General features: G+C 63.5%; 16 protein-coding genes and 1 pseudogene. 5 read left to right on the top strand and 12 right to left on the bottom strand.

The genetic code is table 11. The features are described 5' to 3' along the window. The first annotated feature begins 29 nt into the window (after nt 1-29). Nucleotides 30-1115: a hypothetical protein gene (locus ACIA8C_RS26760; protein WP_397139259.1), complete on the top strand. Its 1086-nt coding sequence runs from the start codon at nt 30-32 to the stop codon at nt 1113-1115. A gap of 481 nt (nt 1116-1596) precedes the next feature. Then, nucleotides 1597-1746, top strand: a complete 150-nt coding sequence (locus tag ACIA8C_RS26765) for a hypothetical protein (RefSeq protein WP_397139261.1) — start codon at nt 1597-1599, stop codon at nt 1744-1746. A 530-nt stretch (nt 1747-2276) separates the two neighbouring features. Here ACIA8C_RS26765 and ACIA8C_RS26770 read toward each other — a convergent pair. Together ACIA8C_RS26770 and ACIA8C_RS26775 are read right to left on the bottom strand one after the other, a co-directional pair. Then, nucleotides 2277-3080, bottom strand: a complete 804-nt coding sequence (locus ACIA8C_RS26770; protein ID WP_397139263.1) for a hypothetical protein — start codon at nt 3078-3080, stop codon at nt 2277-2279. Between the two features lie 93 nt (nt 3081-3173). After that, on the bottom strand, nt 3174-3413 hold the full coding sequence (locus tag ACIA8C_RS26775; protein WP_397139265.1) for a hypothetical protein: 240 nt from the start codon (nt 3411-3413) through the stop codon (nt 3174-3176). Between the two features lie 802 nt (nt 3414-4215). Here ACIA8C_RS26775 and ACIA8C_RS26780 point away from each other — a divergent pair. Together ACIA8C_RS26780 and ACIA8C_RS26785 are read left to right on the top strand one after the other, a co-directional pair. Further along, nucleotides 4216-5628, top strand: a complete 1413-nt coding sequence (locus ACIA8C_RS26780; RefSeq protein WP_397139267.1) for an FAD-binding oxidoreductase — start codon at nt 4216-4218, stop codon at nt 5626-5628. Nucleotides 5629-5944: 316 nt separating this feature from the next. Further along, nucleotides 5945-6922, top strand: a complete 978-nt coding sequence (locus ACIA8C_RS26785; RefSeq protein WP_397139269.1) for a peroxiredoxin family protein — start codon at nt 5945-5947, stop codon at nt 6920-6922. Nucleotide 6923: 1 nt separating this feature from the next. On the opposite strand, the gene ACIA8C_RS26790 is transcribed toward ACIA8C_RS26785, so the two are convergent. Both ACIA8C_RS26790 and ACIA8C_RS26795 read right to left on the bottom strand, forming a co-directional pair. Then, on the bottom strand, nt 6924-7127 hold the full coding sequence (locus ACIA8C_RS26790) for a carbohydrate-binding module family 14 protein (protein ID WP_397139270.1): 204 nt from the start codon (nt 7125-7127) through the stop codon (nt 6924-6926). Between the two features lie 325 nt (nt 7128-7452). Next, nucleotides 7453-7788, bottom strand: a complete 336-nt coding sequence (locus tag ACIA8C_RS26795) for a thioredoxin domain-containing protein (RefSeq protein ID WP_397139272.1) — start codon at nt 7786-7788, stop codon at nt 7453-7455. 419 nt (nt 7789-8207) lie between these two features. Between ACIA8C_RS26795 and ACIA8C_RS26800 the strand changes: the two genes are divergently transcribed. Further along, the gene (locus ACIA8C_RS26800; protein WP_397139274.1) at nt 8208-8687 is read left to right on the top strand and encodes a hypothetical protein; all 480 of its coding nucleotides are present in this window, start codon (nt 8208-8210) and stop codon (nt 8685-8687) included. A 141-nt stretch (nt 8688-8828) separates the two neighbouring features. On the opposite strand, the gene ACIA8C_RS26805 is transcribed toward ACIA8C_RS26800, so the two are convergent. The 8 genes and pseudogenes from ACIA8C_RS26805 to ACIA8C_RS26840 all read right to left on the bottom strand — a co-directional run bounded on the left by ACIA8C_RS26805 (nt 8829) and on the right by ACIA8C_RS26840 (nt 15600). Next, the gene (locus ACIA8C_RS26805) at nt 8829-9200 is read right to left on the bottom strand and encodes a hypothetical protein (protein ID WP_397139276.1); all 372 of its coding nucleotides are present in this window, start codon (nt 9198-9200) and stop codon (nt 8829-8831) included. Between the two features lie 361 nt (nt 9201-9561). Beyond that, a pseudogene (gene rpsA / locus ACIA8C_RS26810) lies at nt 9562-9795 on the bottom strand (30S ribosomal protein S1); the annotation flags it as partial. A 184-nt stretch (nt 9796-9979) separates the two neighbouring features. Beyond that, nucleotides 9980-11689, bottom strand: a complete 1710-nt coding sequence (locus tag ACIA8C_RS26815; protein ID WP_397139277.1) for an amidohydrolase — start codon at nt 11687-11689, stop codon at nt 9980-9982. Nucleotides 11690-11792: 103 nt separating this feature from the next. Continuing rightward, nucleotides 11793-12116, bottom strand: a complete 324-nt coding sequence (locus tag ACIA8C_RS26820; RefSeq protein WP_397139279.1) for a hypothetical protein — start codon at nt 12114-12116, stop codon at nt 11793-11795. Between the two features lie 15 nt (nt 12117-12131). Beyond that, a complete protein-coding gene (locus ACIA8C_RS26825) occupies nt 12132-13067 on the bottom strand; it encodes an MBL fold metallo-hydrolase (protein WP_397139281.1) in 936 nt (311 codons plus the stop codon). 41 nt (nt 13068-13108) lie between these two features. Next, nucleotides 13109-13906, bottom strand: coding sequence for a hypothetical protein (locus ACIA8C_RS26830; protein WP_397139283.1), 798 nt, complete (start codon nt 13904-13906; stop codon nt 13109-13111). Continuing rightward, a complete protein-coding gene (locus tag ACIA8C_RS26835) occupies nt 13903-14193 on the bottom strand; it encodes a hypothetical protein (protein ID WP_397139285.1) in 291 nt (96 codons plus the stop codon). The genes ACIA8C_RS26830 and ACIA8C_RS26835 overlap by 4 nt, the downstream gene beginning before the upstream one ends. A gap of 3 nt (nt 14194-14196) precedes the next feature. Further along, a complete protein-coding gene (locus ACIA8C_RS26840; RefSeq protein ID WP_397139286.1) occupies nt 14197-15600 on the bottom strand; it encodes a peptidoglycan DD-metalloendopeptidase family protein in 1404 nt (467 codons plus the stop codon). Nucleotides 15601-15630 lie beyond the last annotated feature (30 nt).

The raw sequence follows: 15630 nt of genomic DNA on the forward strand, positions 1-15630 counted from the left end.
TCACCGGAATCAATAGGGGCGGAGCTACATTGGGGGATCAGGTGGGCGGGAACACTGGCGGACGGGCGCAGCAGGGATCCCGCCGTCGACGCATCAACGCGTTGATCACTGACCGTGGCGAGGATGCCGTCGCGGACGCGTTCAACTACGGCTGGGGACACCGGTCGGGTGTCGACATGAGCAGGTTGCCGGATGATCTGGCCAGGCGATGTCTGGCTCGTCAGCGGGAGGTCAAAACTCGCGGGCGTGGTAACCCGGAATCGTTTAACGCCATCAGCGGTTTCGTTGGTGTCGTCACAGGATTCGTTTCTTCCATGATTTTCGCGGACGAGGTTGTGGTGGGGTTCTTTATCGGATTTATGGCTTGGGGACTGACCTACGGCGTGCTGGTGTTCAACCAAGAGACCACGCTTCAACCCCGATGGCTCGGCCTGCGTGACCGGAGGCTGTTCCACGCCGCCGCATTCAGGTGGCCGGCCGGTCAGGTGGCGCTCGGGGGATACCCGAATCACGAGAAGCTTGTTCGGGAGTGGCAGAAGGCGGCGGGCCGGACCGGTCGCGACAAGGGAGTGGCACCGTTCGCCTGGCGAGAACCGCGGTTGGTCGGCCTGGCCGACCTCCTCGCCTCCGAGATCCGGTCAAGTCTCGCTTGGAAGAGCGAGCTTTTCGATGTACACCGCGCGCGTATCGACCTGGCCACCGCCCTCCATGACATCAACGCCCGTGCGTACCGCATCTGGTTGGCACGGGCCAACTCCATTGACGAGCCTGCCCACGGCCGCGATTCAGGATGCCCGTCGATCCTCGATGAAGCCACAACAATTGCTCGGAGCGCGCTGGTAGACCGTGTGCTCATCCTTGCTGACTACCGTGCCGAACTCGAAACGGTTGAGAAGATGCTCAAGGAGCTCGACGCGGTTTCGTCAGTCCCTTTGCATGACTCTGAACCGCTGGTTCGGCAACTTCTTGTCGACGCCGCCATCAATGAACTGGAAACTCGGGACCTCGAAGCTCGCATTCGCGAGGTTGTTGACGTTCGCGCTGATTTGGCGGCCCGCCTGGACTACTTGCGGGCACGGATCGTCAGTGCGGACTATCTGCTGACGGTTTTATAGCCACGACACCTTTGGAGCATCCGTAGCAGGTCGTCGACGGATGGGCCTCAGACACCGAAGACGGTTCGGGAGTATCGATTCGGCACCCCGGAGTCCGAGGAGCTGGGGCGATGACCACGTTGACCGCAGATGCAGCGGCGCGAGTGGAACATATTCTGTGCACGTTCTTCCGCCTCTTTCGTACGAGAGCGATAATGGGCCCCACGAGAAACTGACGAGAGGCTCACCGGGCGTCAGTCGCTTCTTCTCGGGCAAGGTGTACTAGACGGTCAGTGCTCCTCGAACGTGTGAAACGATGCATGCAGCCCGGTCGCTCAGGCCGCTTCAGTGACCGGTTATCCAGTGGCCGGAAATCCCTCCGTGGACCACCGGCTCCATCAACCCCCAGGTAACGACCGCCGACACTCACCCGCGCCCTGGGGTCGAACGACAGCGTCTCGTATCCCGTGGCGCGGCCTCGCAACACACAAGGAGGCTCGTCATGGGTGAGCAATGGATGGATCGGGAGGCGGCAGACCGCATCAGCGAAGCCGCGGAGCGTGATCCGTTGTCACCGTCAGCGACATCAGGTTTCGCCGACCGGGCGGACGCTGCGGCGGATCGCAACGAATCCGATGACAACGATGACTAGGGATCACACCCATCCAACCTAGGCTCGGCGTCGAACTACGACCGGTTCACCGCGTCTGCGCGCGGGAACCTGCTCGGATACGGGTGCCGTCGAGGGTCGGGGAACAGCCAGCTCGTCCCTCGGCGGCACCGCCCAGGTATGCCGTCTTGTCTGGTTTCAGGACTGGCCGTATTCGCGGGCGCGTCTGTGCCTTCCTCGGTCGGCGGCACCTCGGTCCGGCTGCGAAGGCTCCTGCGGCTAGATGAGGCATCTAGGGGCTTCACCATTGGATAGTGCACGCAGCATGTAGGAAGAGTTCGAGGGCATCCAACATCGAAGCCTCAAGATGCCCAGGCGTTATCGTGAGCCCCCGTAACGATCGGCTTACCGACGGTCAGAACGCTTCTCCGCCAACCAATTTCATTCCTCGCCGGGGTCACGCGCGGCGGCAGCGGGACAGCCGTCCCGCACCTCCAGGATGGTATTCGCGGCCAGTGAGGGCCTCGACTGCGCGCCTTGTGTCGACTGAATTGCGTTCAAGTCAGAGATCATCAAGGGGACCGTCTTCGGCTCAGACATGTCCGAAGCGAGCTGGTGGGGTTCGCGGGCTGATCGATATGGTCAACTTCGGTCTGCCGACGCAGATCTGGATAGTTGGGACCGACCAGTCGTCCAGTTTCCGGTTGCACTCGCGGGCCAGAGCCGGCATTCGTGAAATAGTCGATGACCGCACCCGACTGGGGGTCCAGGTTCACCGCCGCGAGACCTCGGAAGTAGTCCAATTTTCCCCGCCCGCGGCGGCACTGCTCAAGCCCCGCAGTCAATGTGCTCTGATTTGCTTGGTCAATCGCTTCCGGGGTGCAAGCGATCTCGTCGATGTCTGTGACAACCGCCTCGATGAAGCTCCTGACACCGAGTGGGATGTAGAGGATCTGCATCATGGCTTCCGTGCGGGTCACCTGCCACTCCCTACACCAACGGGCAAGGTCCAAGTGCACGTCATCACACTGATCAGAGCGAACGTCCTCGCGGGAAGAGCCAAGGGATGACCGCGCGGTTGCGATGCGTTCGTACGCGTCGATCGTGGCAGCGAGTCTTCCCGCGACGACAGTCGCTGCCTCAAGAGATCGGACGCGGGATTCGATTTCTCGGTCGACGCGTCTCTGAAATGCACTTTCGCGTTGTTCGGCCAGTTGTTCGCGGCGCAGATAGTTGCTGCTGGCGAACGCCGCAAGGAGACCGGCAAGAGTGACCAGACCGATTGAGGCGCTGACGATTATGCCGACGCGTGCCGCAGGCCAATGGTCCCGCAGAGCGATAACTGCGACGACACAACTTGCCGCGAATACGATCACGAGCCCGCAGGCTAGGAGGCGTCGTCCGGAACTGCTCATTCGCCAATGCTAGGACAGTCGGACACGCTACTCGGCTATTGCAGCACGTTCCGCTCAGTCGGTTGTTGTGAGTGTGGGCCGGGCTGCCTTCTCGGCCGCAGCTTTAGCCGCCGCGACGGTGCCGCGTCGCCCCCATTTCAGCGTCTTGGTGCCGCTGTCGACGGCGAACCACAGCAGCGAGCCTTCCTGCCACACGGTGAGCTGACGTCGGTACATCTGCCGGGTGAGCATGACGCCCTGGGTCGGATGCTCGTGCAGCGTCCACCCTCCGGTGGCGTCCGCCTCGGTCAGCATCCGACGTACCCCTTCGTCGCTGAAGAAGAACTAGACCAACCAGTATGCAATGGATGGCTGCGACGATCCATGAGCGCTATAGTTCGAAACTATGTTCCCTAGGGTATATGTGAGCATGTCCTCGATGTAGTCGACATAACCGGTCGCCACTATTCGGCTTTGGGGTCGAATGATTATCTGGGGTGTCCACCACGCGGCGATCGACCGAGTGTGCTGCGGTTCCCCGTGAATGCACTAGCCGCGTTGCGTGCACCTGCTGGTTCTCAAGCCATGGTTTGTGCGCGGTGTATTCGGCCGCTCGCAACTTCAGCCCAGTCGTGATATTGGCCGGTCAACAGGCGCGCGAACTGCTGCCGTTCGATCCGTATCTGTTCGCCCAGCAGCCCACCGTGTTTCCGCAACCGTATGTCAAATGGGCCATCGAACGCGCACGGGCGCAGGATGTTCCGTTGGCGATCGACAGGCCCGCTATATCGCCATGCAACGTCCGGCAGGGCCGGTGTTCGTCTCCATCCCCATGAACGAAGCCCCCGATTCAGTGGTTTGTCAGATTGCAGGACCTGATAGGACCACGATGGCCGCCTCACACCTCAGGTTCTGTCACGACGACACGCCATGTGCTCGTGAATTCGTGCCCTCGAGAACCCCCGATGCGAAGGTCAGTGCACATTCTGCTCGTTGACACAGTTGCGGTTGCTCCTCGGCGACATGATCGAGGGCCGCTGAGCGACATCGGAAACCAACGAAAGGCCGTATTCGCATGGCGGGCTTCAAAGAACTGGTTCACGATCGGCTTTCTTCGATGCCGATGTCGTTTCCCGGGGATTCCAGCTTCGACGAGGCCACCGCGACGTGGAATTACCTGGCGCAAGCTCAGCCTGTCGCGGTGGTGGCTCCGCGCTCGACCGCGGAGGTGCAGGAGATCATTCGCTGTGCCCGGGAAGCGGGGGTCACCCAGTTGGCCATCCGCTCGGGCGGTCATTCCTTCGAGGGCGCCAGTCTGGGCGGGCGTGACGGGCACGCGGTGGTGATCGACATGGTCGAGATGAACGACATCGCCATCGACGGTGACCAGCAGACAGCGACTGTCGGCGGTGGCACGCTGACCGGAAACCTGATGGTGCAGGCATTCGATCAGGGTGGGTTGATGCTGCCGACCGGGGAGTGCATCGCGGTCGGTATCGGTGGTCAGATCCAGTGCGGTGGCTACGGTCACTACGTGCGCACCTACGGCATCCAGACCGACCGGCTGCTGCGCGCGGAGATGGTTCTGGCCGACGGTTCGGTAGTCGTTGTCGACGAAAACACCCACCCGGATTTGTTCTGGGCGATCCGCGGCAGCGGCACCGGTTCCTTCGGTGTGATCACCAGCCTCACCGTCGAGTTGAACAAAGCACCCGCCGCACCGGCGAACTTCTTCATCAAATACCCGCTGACCGACGCCGCGTCGTTCGTGTCGACGTTCACCGCGCTGCAAGACTATTCGCTCAACGCGCCCCTGGCATTCAATCCGATGATCGTCATCTGGCGCGGGCACCTCGAGATCCTCGGGTCCCTGGCCACCGAGACCGACGCCGAACGCGACGCGCTCGTCGCGGACATGCGCGAAAAGCTCCCTGCTACCGAGGAATTCGATATCCGGCCAGCGGACTATCTGGAAACCATGCGAGTACAGGGCCTCGAGGACACCTCGGCACCGTACTACCCCGACCTGACCGATATCCGGCGCGAACGCCGAGAACACCTGCGCTACATGAAGATCAAGGCCGGATTCGTACCCGAACCGTTCACCGGCGAATTCATCCAGGCCCTGGCCGAACACGCGATCACCCAACCCCGGGAAAACCTGCGGATCCAGCTGCTGGGCCTGGACCCGAACTCCGGGCTCCCGGCCGAGGCCACCGCCATCAAGAACCGCGGCTGCCCATGGCTGATGGGCATGTCGTACTCGGTACTCCGCGAAGACGCCGGTGACACCGCCACCATGGTCGAGCTGAGCGAAAACTACGAGCAATGGCAACACCAGGCCTACGAGATCTTCTACCCGTATCTCAGCGGCGGCTATATCGGCGACGACGACTACGAGGAAGCCGACCACGGCCGCGACATGTTCGACAGCTACTACGGCCAACACCTACCACAGCTCAAAGCGATCAAAAGCAAATACGATCCCGACAACCTGTTCCACCACAAACTCAGCATCCCGATCGACTGACCAGGTCGCCAAGCACGCCGGAATCTCACGTTCCCGCTTTATAACCAGGCCGACCTCAAAGACGAGGCGCCGCCGGAACCTGCGCGCGTGGTGTGGCGTTCTCTTGGGTTCTGGACATGTTGTGTGATGTCGCGCTGACGACACACCCGTGCGGTTTTGCAACAGTTCTCTTAGGGTGTTGCTCTGCGGTCTGTCTGGTTCGCCTACGGAGGGCTGAGCAGTCCGCGGGCGCAACCTACACACTGATCCGGTGGTCGGGTTCAAATGTTGTGGGGTTCGGCCGGTTCGATGTCCGGGGCTGCGCGAGAATGCTTGCGTGACCGTTTACGGAGTGTGGATCGGCCGGCTCGTGGTGGCCGTGGTGTTCGGATGGGCCGCTTGGGCGAAGCTGGCCGACCGGCCCGGGACTCGTCAGGGGTTGCAGGACTTCGGGATACCGACTGCCGTCCTCGGTGCGGCGGTATGGGGGTTGCCCGCAGTGGAGTTGGTCGTCGCGGTGGCGGTGTTGCCGTCACAGACGGCGGTGTGGGCGGGGGTGGGGGCGCTGGTATTGGTGGCGGCGTTCACGACGGTCGTGATCGGGTTACTCGCCCGGGGGCGGCGGCCAGCGTGTTCGTGTTTCGGTGCGGCGAGCTCGGCACCGATCGGTCCCGCGACACTGGTGCGTAATACGGCGCTCGCGGTATTGACCGGGCTGGTGGTGTGGGGATCGGTGAGATACGACGATGTGCCCCAACAGTTGCCCCTGGATCGGGCGGTGGGTCTCGCGGCGATCATCGTTTTCGCGGCGTTGATGTTGCGTGGGCAACTCGAACTCGCCCAGCTGCGTCGCGAGTTGGCCAAGGGGCTCGCAGCTCGCAAACCGCGCCAGCCGTTGCCGGTCGGTGCGACCGCCCCGAGGTTCGCCTTCGACAGCACCGACGGTCAGCGCCGAAGTCTGGACGAGGCAGTCGCTTTGGGGCTGCCGGTGCTGCTGCTGTTCTTCAGTCCGGGCTGTCCACCGTGTGAGAGCATCGCCGCGGAGCTGCCGCGGTGGCGCGAACGGCTTGCGGTCACGACCGTGGTGATCGGCACCGGCCACATGGCGGCGAACACGCAGTGGGCACGTGAGCACGGAGTCGATCCCGTGCTGGTTCCCGGGGACTCCGCGATCGTGGCTCGCTACGGGTTGACCGGCACACCGAGTGCGGTCCTGATCGACACCGAAGGCCGGATCGCCTCCCACCTCGAAGGGGGTAGCTACGCCATCAGCGACCTGGTCGAGACGATCGCCTCGCCGCGGCACATCAGGTAAGTCACTCGACCTCGTTGTCGAACAAGCATTTGTTGGTGATCTGGTCGAAGGACAGAAAGCCGTCGGGGCAACTGACCGCATCGAAGTTGCACTTCGGGCATTGCACCTCGAAAGCTGTTCCGCCACGGCACTGTACGTACTTGTGGGGATCGGTGGGATGGGGGTAGTTCTGATCTTCCCGCAACCCTGTGCAGTCGAATGCCATGCGTGATCCCCTCGCTCGCGCCCCACACTTGTGGGGACCGGCAACCCCGGGCGAGGCACCGTCAACAGTGATGCTACGGCGTCCGAGGCTGTCGGACCGCCCAATCCAGGCGCACTCATCAAGCGCCACTTGCTATTCAGAACGGCTTAGACCGAGATCTGGTCTTCGCGCCCTCCATGACTGGCAGCAGGTGAGGGTAGCGGCAAGAGTCAGAAAGACCGCGCGAGGGGTGGGGTAGCGCTCGCCTCCGATGGCCCTTCATCTCGTGGCGATGTGCACGCGATCTCGTCACGTAAAACGCGCGCCCAGCGGCTATGAGTGGATACTAGATCGCGAGCTTCGCCCTTGCCTCGCGGATCTTAGCCTTTAGCTCGGTCTCGTTGGGTCCGACAATCTTCGCGAACTCCCCGCCCCGCACGAAAACGATGAAAGTCGGCAGGATCGTCTCACCTTCATTCGTGAGCAAGTCACTCAACTGGTCCGCGTCGGCCCGGCCGAAGGCAACGTCCAAGTTCTGCTTATCGTTGGAGATGGCCTCGTATGTCGGATCGAAGCCCTTTGAAAGTTTAGACCACTCTGCGTAGAATTCGACAACCACGATCGGCTTTCTCGACTTGAATCTTTCGTACTCGGTTTCAGACCTGATCGAACTGACAGTCATGTGAGAACCTCCTGCTAGATGGCCGTGTGCAGATCGACACAAGGGTATGCGGGGCAACGGCTTTCGGGGCGCAGTTCCAGCAGAGCGCCCGCGAATCGACAGCAGCGGTGTTCTCCGAACATCCGCCCCGGCCGCTCGATCCTGGCCCGTCGAACGCTCGCACATCAGCAATATCACGCGCGTCAGGGGGTCCCGGGAATAGTCGCCGAAAATCCAACGAAGTTCACGTAACTGTCGTGAGAGTGGCAGTGCTACGGGGTTGACTTGCCGAGATAACGGCAGATGGTGGGCCTGTGACACCGAATTCATGGGCTATACAACATGTTTCGGCGTGGCGTTCCTGGCCGGTAGCTACCAGGGGTCGTACTTGCGCGGCCGGATCGGACTGTGCATCTCAGCGACAACGTCAGGAGCGTTCCATGACAAGCAGTGAAACACCCCCCGCCGCGAGCCTTGCCGAGGAAGAGATCGCCTCCGTCGACTCTGAAACCTCTTCGACCACAAGCGCCGAAGAGGGGGTGCATCAGATTCCGACCGTGATCAGGGTGACCGAGCCGGCGGGCGCCCGCGACGCCCGCGAGGCGTTGCTCGCGGGCATCGGCGCCGAGGCCAATTACCTCGCGACGGAGCAGGCGGGCAAGGCCGCTGGGGCTTTGCTGGACCTCGCCCGCGCCTACGCGATCGTGATGGCTTCCGCCAAGAATACTGCGACCGATGTCGCCACGTCCGCCGTAGCGCGGACAGCCCGCAGCGCCGACCAGTTCCACAAGATCGACGTATGCGAATACGATATCAATAAAGACGAATTCATCGGCAACGCATTGGTCAGCGTCGACGATTATGCCAAATCATCAGAATTCAAGACCCTCTCGCTGTCACGGGAAGGTAAAGTCGTTTAAATCTGATCGGGCGATCCCGTGTTCGTCGACCCCGCGACCTGGCCCGGCGCCGTGCCCGTTCTCTGAGGCAGCTTCTGGCGTCTCCGATACACGAGCACCCACAGCGGGGCGGGATTGGAGAGCACGCAGAGCGGTCGACTTTTACACGTTGGTGTCGATGGTGGCGCTGTACAGGGTCAAGTGCGTGCTGAGCGGTGGCGCGAACTCCGATTCGTCGCCGTAGTTCAGCTTGATCGCGGCTCTCGTTGTCGCCGTCACGGTTCGATCCGCCGTGTAAGTGGCAACGACACTGCCGGTTCCGTCCACGACAGGCAGCACCTCCGGAACGGCTGTCCCGCCACTGACGACCAGCGTGGCCACACCATCGATGTAGTGCAGGCTCAGCGTGGCGAGATTCTCGGGCGTGATCTCGGTCCTCGGGATCTCGGTCAGCACAATAGCTTCGCCGCTGCCCTCGGTCCCGGGGATCGCACCCAGATCGGCAACCTCGGGCTCAGACGTGGTCTCAGACATCAGCAATCTCCATACGGGTCAGCACACAATTGGTTGGTCGGCCCCTCGCGGGGAGCTTCATCCTATGCGGCATCAATGGCGGCACAACGTGTTTCGTTGATCTCGAAGCAGGCGACAGGCCGGGCAGAGTCTCGCTGAGATCGACTGCACCTCGTCCTGAACGAGGAGCTGCTGGCCTGGCTGCCGGAGCCCGCCCGTAACGTCACGGGCGGGACCGGGTCTTGGTACGGACACCATGCCGGCCGGTGATCCGATACCTAGTACGCAAGGCGAATGGAAACGGCGACTTCAAGACAAATCGAGAGCGTCGGCGAAGACGGCCACCCGCTTGTCTTCATCACTGGACGTCGACGGCTCCGTCCGAGTTGAGGGACAGCTGCACCTCGTCACCGACCTTGGTACTCAGATCACTTGCGTCCTCGGAGAAGTCATCGAGCGGGATGCGCGCTTCCGAGTCGTCGCCTGTACGGACTGTCGCGAATCTGGCCTTGTGGTCGATATCGACGATCACACCTGTTGTTGTCGAGCCCGCTTGCAGGTTCAGTGTTTTGAGGGACTCTTCGAAGAGTTCGGCGAAGCTTTCGTCAGATGCCATGAGAGTCACTTCCCTTCGTGGACGAGCATCGTCCACGAAGAATTGTTCCTCACTGCCTCGGTCTGTAACCCTCGATCGTCGGGTTTGCCTTCGGCCGCCTCTGGCCACGCGGACGGCGGACTGTGGGCGTTGCACTATCACTAGGCAGGCTCGGCGTCGCCCTCGAACTGCTCCCGTTCCGCTTTCAGAGTTGGCCGTATTCGCCGACGCATTTGCCGCCGACCCAGGTCTGAAGGACATCTGTCTGCCAGAGCTCCTTCTGCGGCGAGAATGGGTCTTGGTCGAGGAGTAGGAGATCGGCGTGCTTGCCGGGCTCAAGAGATCCCAATACGCGTTCCTGATGAGCGGCGTAGGCGGCATTGTGTGTGTACGCCCGAAAGGCTTCGGCGACGGTCATCGCCTGCTCGCGGTGCCAGCCGCCGATGGGCTGGCCGTCGCGGTCGGTTCGGTTGACTGCCGTGTGGAGGCCGTCGAATGGGCGGTGTGAGGACACCGGGAAGTCACTTCCCGCGGCGAGGACGACTGTTAGGTCGAGCAGCGACCGCCATGCGTAAGCACCGGCGAGGCGGGTTGGGCCGATGCGGGTCTCGGCCATGTTCATATCGTCGGTGGCGTGGCTGGGCTGCATCGAGGCGATCAGACCGAGCTGTGTGAAGCGCGGTAGGTCCGATGGTGAGAGGACCTGGGCATGCTCGATCCGGTGCCGCAATCGTGGTTCGCGCGCCGAGCTCAGCACTTCGGTGTAGGCGTCGAGGGCGATGCGGTTGGCGTAGTCACCGATGGCGTGGATCGCGCTCTGGTAGCCCGCGTCCACGATCCGCCGAACTCGGGAGGTCAGTTCGGCGGGCTCGAGCTGTGGCAGTCCTCGGCTTGTGGGTCGGTCGGTGTACGGGTCGAGCAGCGCCGCCCCGTACGAGCCGAGGGCACCGTCGGCTAGTAGTTTGACCGTGCGGACTCGCAGCATGTCATCGGCGACCGAGTCGATTCGTGCCTGTGTGCCGAATCGGGTGAAGGCGTCCCAGCTGAGAAACGCATTGATGCGCAATGTCATTCGGCCTGTGTTGGCGAGGTCGAAGAGCGCGGGGAGCTGATCGGGGGCGGTGGATGCCTCGCTGATCGAGGTGAGCCCGGCAGAGTTGAGTTTGCGCTGAGCGGCGAGCAGCCGATCTTCGTAGTCGAGCAGTGTCGGAGCTGGGATGTGTTGTTCGATCAGCTTTTTGGCGGCGTCGACCAGCACGCCGCTGGGTCGGCCGTCGTGGTCGCGGATGATCTGCCCGCCTACTGGATCAGGCGTCGAGGCGGTGATCCCGGCGAGCCGCAGCGCAGCCGTATTGGCTACGCCCGCATGGCTGTCCACGCGCAGCAGCCACAGAGGGCGGTCCGCGACCACTCGGTCGATGTCGGCCGCGCTCGGTAACCGGCCCCAGCCGACGTCGTTCCATCCCCGCCCCAGCAGCCACGGCCGTTCCCGGTGCTCGTGAGCGTAGGTTGCGATGACCCGTAGCGCGTCATCGACCGACCGCACACCGGCGAGGTCGATCTGGGTCGCGGCAGCGCCGAAACTCCAGATGTGACCGTGGGCGTCATGGAATCCGGGAAGGCACACTCTGCTGTGGCCGTTGATACGCCGTGCGCCTGCGGTATTTGCGGGATCGAGCGCTTCTACCCTTCCGTTCGTGTCGACCAGGATGCTGCTGAATTGGTGTAATCCGCTGGGGGTGCAGGTGTAGCCGCGTACACCGTCCAGCAGTACGCGCTCGGCGCGCGGTTGATGAGTGTCCGAGCACGCGGTCGCCAGCCCGCTCGCCGCAGCGAAGGTGACGGCGGCACCGGTCATGCGCAGGAATTGGCTGCGGCTGAGTTGGGAACGCTCGGCGGTGTGAGAATCGTGCATGCGCGTCACTAGCTTTCCGTTCTCGTGTAGGTAGTCACGGTTCGCGCCCTCAACCTCCGGTACGTCACCGCTTGGTTTCGAGCTCATGCGCTGAGCTGCTTGACTATTCGCGGACGATCGGTCCGCGGAACCAGCAGTAGGGCAGAGTGGTGTCCGGGTAGCAGAGGTAGAGGTAGTAGTTCGCGCGGCCGTGGACGGCGATATCGGCGGTCTGGTGTGGCTCGATGAGGTAGTCGACGGCTGCGGCGCTGATCGCGGTGGCGTGCCATGTAGTGAGGAGTTCGTCGTCGCTGTCGTAGATGTCGAGCCAGGAGGCCGTGCCCTGCGGGAGCGGTGTGCCGATGACTTCGAAGCGTTGAGTGAAGGCCGCGCCGCGGGTGAGGACGATCGTGTACTTGTGCGGGCGGTATCCGAGATAGTCGACCACGTGAGGTCCCTCGGATCAGTCGCAGGGAACCCAGTGGGTTCGGCCGGCGTCATCGCGGCGTACCCGACCGAAGGGCACGTCGGCGAAGTGAACGCCGAAGGCGCGGTTTCCGCTAGCGGCGAGCCGCTCCACGAGCAGACGGCGGTGGAATGCGGCCTCGTGCTGGTCGTAGTCGGAGGCGGAAATCCATTCCGGGTGGGCTACTTGGACCGGTGAGTGTAGGGCGTCGCCGAAGACGATCATGCGGCGGCCGCGGGATCGGATCACGTATCCGGTGTGGCCGGTGGAGTGGCCGGGAATCGTCATCGCGTGTACACCAGGGAAGATTTTGGCACCGTGGCTGACCGGGTGGACTTGGGCCGCAATGGGGTCCAGGACCTGCCGGTTCAGGATGCTGGGTTTGGCCCATCCAGGGAAGGTGTCGATCATGGCGGGGGTAAGCGAGCGCCACCAGTTCCATTCGTATTCGCCGATGTGGATGCGGGCGGTATGGAAGGGGCGCTGGTCGTTGCCAGGAGCAGGTCGTAGGGTCCAGCCGAGGTGGTCGAAGTGCAGGTGGGTGATCGCGATCGAGTCGATGCGGCCCAGGCCGTCGACGCGTGCGAGGTTGTCGAGCAGACTGCCCGAGAGCATGGCGCCGGTCATCGGGTTGGCGGGGTTGTCGGGCATGGTGATCGGTCCGGCTCCGGCGTCGATGAGCAGTGCGCGACGACCGCGCTGGACGAGGAGCCCACCTAGCCCGGCGACGAGATTGCCGTTGGCATCTAGGTGGTCGGCGTTGGCGCTCCAGTCCTCGTCGGTGGTCTCGGGTAGCCAGCCGCGGGGTTTGAGGCCGACGTGGCCATCGGGGATGTAGGTGAGCCGAAAGCAGCCGAAGCGGATGGTGCGTAGTCGTGGCGGCTGGCGCAGCCGTTCGGTGTCATCGGTTGTGAGGCAGGGTGATTCGGGCATGGGTGAGCCTTCCGGGGTGTGCCAGTGCAGGCCAAAGGCGGTCAGCCGAGCAGAAACCAGGGCCACCAGTGGTTGGTGCCGAGGTGGGCCTGGATGAGGAACGGTGGTGGGGATGGCAGGCCACCACCGGTGCCGCCGCCGTCGTAGCCGCGGGTCCAGTAGTAGGGGTGGGTGGGTTGAGTTCCCCAGGGCTGGTTGATGATCCAGCGGGCGACGGAGGCGAGTTTGTAGCCGATGCCGACGTAGTTGGCCAGGAATCCGACGCCGTAGACGTCGCCTTGGCGGGCGTCGATGGTGGGGATGTCCCACCGGTATTGGGTGGATGCGTAGTTGAGGACGGATTTGATGTCGCCGCTGTCCCAGATCAGCGAGAGGTCGCCGTTGTCTTGGTTGAGGCTGTAGACGGCGACGAAGGCGCTGTTGACGAATGACCATCCGGCGGGGCCGATGATGAGTCCGACTTGACGATATTCGCGGTCACGGGTGGTGCGGATCATGCCGATTTCGAGTGCGCCGGTGGCGGGTTGGTAGAACGGTGGCTCGTTGAGGACCCCGTCCTTGTCGGGTTGGCGTGCCAGCAGAGCTAGCGGGAAGGTGGTGTCGTCGGTGGCGGTGAGGTTGGCCCACAGGGGGATGTCGGTGGGGATCTCGTCGTAGGTGGGACGTGCCTGGATGGGTTGGCGGACTTCGCGGCGGTGGGTGTTCTGCGCGCCGGTGTAGGCGCCGATGACTCCGGAGCGGATGGCGGCTTTGGCGTCTTCGGGTGATTGGTCCTGGAACCGGCGGAACGCGCCGAGGTTCCAGGACCCATCGGGTGTCGGTTTGTTGGGTGTGGTCACAATTCGGTGGCGAGCCAATCCGGGATCGCTGGTGCCTCGGGCGGTTTCACGTCCGGGGCGTGCTGGGCGAGCAGGCCGGTGAGTTCGTCACGGTGATGCAGTAGCGCACGGATGAGGCGCACCATGGTGCGGAAGCGTTCGACGTCGGTGCGGTCCTGGGTTTCTAGTTCGGTGACGCGGTCGCGGAGTTTGCGGACCTGCCCGGCCTGGCGGGCGGTGAAGGCACCGATCACGGTGGCCAGCGCGACCCCGAATGCCTGGACGACCTCGGCGTTGAGCCATCCCATCGCCTACTCCGGCTTCTGGGCGCGGTGACGGCCGATGTAGGGGTCGGCCTCGAGGGATTCGAGGATGACCTGGATCTTGTCCTGCACCAGGCCCAGAGTGGTGGTGACGGCGTCGATCTTGTCGTGCGCGGACGCGACCGAGTCGACGACGGATTTGCCGTCGAGCTGGGGCCAGCCGGTGGGGTCCAGGCCGGGACCGGGCTGGCGACGGGAGTCGGGGCCGGCGAGCTGGTCCACGACCCAGGAGGCGTGCATGTCGAGCGAGGCCAGTAGGTCGACGAGGGTGACGGGGTTGCCGTCTTTGTTGATGATGATGTCGGTGAGCTGCATATCGGGTTCCTTTCTGAATATGCGGGCGAGCTGATCGGTACCGCCGCGGATCGCGTTGACGTCGATGAGTTGTCCGCCGATCGCGGCGGTGGAGGAGAACTGGAGGATGGCGATGTCCTTGCCGCCCATCGGGTTCCAGCCGGGATAGGCATCGCCGGGGTAGAGCTGGGCGGGAGTGGCGATGCCGGTGACGTAGTGGCTGTTCCATATCGGCACCGGCAGCGCGGACAGGTCCGGGGAGCCCATGTTGTCGCGCCAGTACCAGCGGGGCAGATAGATAGGCAGCAACGCGAATCCGCGGGCGGTGATGGCGTCGACGCGCGCGAGCAGGTCAGCCAGAGTCGCTGTGCCGGTGAGGTCTTCGTAGTCGATCTGGATAGGTATGGTCGTGTCGGCGTAGCTGGCCAAGGCGTCGGCCTCGGCGTCGGGGTGGGTGCCCAGGCGGCAGTAGACGTAGCCGCCCCAGTACTGGAAGTGGGCGGGCATCTGCTCGCGGGCCCGTGGCCATTGGGGGTCTTGCCAGGTGCCTTCGCAGATCTTGTGGGTGGCGAAGCTCATGCCTTCGGCTTCCGCGCGGGCGAAGTCGAACTCGCCTTGGTGGTTGCTGATGTCGATACCGAACTCGGTCAATACATCTCCTTCCGTGCAGGGGTAAGCCGCGCCGTCGAGCTGCGGCAGCGGGTCGAGGACATCGGGCCCGGGTGGGCTGAGGACGCTGCGGTGCCATTCGAGGTGCACATGCGGGGCGGCGCCCCCGTTGCGGGCACGGTCGGGTTCGATCACCGCGATCGCCTGCCCGGCCTCGACCCGCTGTCCCGGAACGACATTCGGGCGGACGTGGCCGTAGACGGTGGTGCCTGAGCCGTCGGCGTCGGGATGGTCGATCACCACCCACTGGCCGAATCCTCGTGCCGGACCTGCGCGCACGACGGTGCCGCCCTGGCAGGCGTAGACCGCAAGCCCGGCCGAGCCGCCGGGCCAGCCGAAGTCGGCACCGAAATGCCAGCCGTCTTCGCGTGGTCCGAACGGTGAGGTCACCACATGACCTGAAGGCAGCGGCCAGTAACGTGCGGGCATGCGAAACCCTTTCTCTCGGAGAGTATTTGG

This window comes from Nocardia sp. NPDC051321, from assembly GCF_044455225.1.
Classification (GTDB): Bacteria; Actinomycetota; Actinomycetes; order Mycobacteriales; family Mycobacteriaceae; genus Nocardia.

Coding starts and splice junctions, on each gene's coding strand:
- ACIA8C_RS26790 (WP_397139270.1), bottom strand. CDS start 7,127: ATGGCATTCGACTGCACAGGGTTGCGGGAAGATCAGAACTACCCCCAT.
- ACIA8C_RS26765 (WP_397139261.1), top strand. CDS start 1,597: ATGGGTGAGCAATGGATGGATCGGGAGGCGGCAGACCGCATCAGCGAA.
- ACIA8C_RS26780 (WP_397139267.1), top strand. CDS start 4,216: ATGCCGATGTCGTTTCCCGGGGATTCCAGCTTCGACGAGGCCACCGCG.
- ACIA8C_RS26805 (WP_397139276.1), bottom strand. CDS start 9,200: ATGTCTGAGACCACGTCTGAGCCCGAGGTTGCCGATCTGGGTGCGATC.
- ACIA8C_RS26835 (WP_397139285.1), bottom strand. CDS start 14,193: ATGGGATGGCTCAACGCCGAGGTCGTCCAGGCATTCGGGGTCGCGCTG.
- ACIA8C_RS26840 (WP_397139286.1), bottom strand. CDS start 15,600: ATGCCCGCACGTTACTGGCCGCTGCCTTCAGGTCATGTGGTGACCTCA.
- ACIA8C_RS26800 (WP_397139274.1), top strand. CDS start 8,208: ATGACAAGCAGTGAAACACCCCCCGCCGCGAGCCTTGCCGAGGAAGAG.
- ACIA8C_RS26795 (WP_397139272.1), bottom strand. CDS start 7,788: ATGACTGTCAGTTCGATCAGGTCTGAAACCGAGTACGAAAGATTCAAG.
- ACIA8C_RS26775 (WP_397139265.1), bottom strand. CDS start 3,413: ATGCTGACCGAGGCGGACGCCACCGGAGGGTGGACGCTGCACGAGCAT.
- ACIA8C_RS26815 (WP_397139277.1), bottom strand. CDS start 11,689: ATGCACGATTCTCACACCGCCGAGCGTTCCCAACTCAGCCGCAGCCAA.
- ACIA8C_RS26825 (WP_397139281.1), bottom strand. CDS start 13,067: ATGCCCGAATCACCCTGCCTCACAACCGATGACACCGAACGGCTGCGC.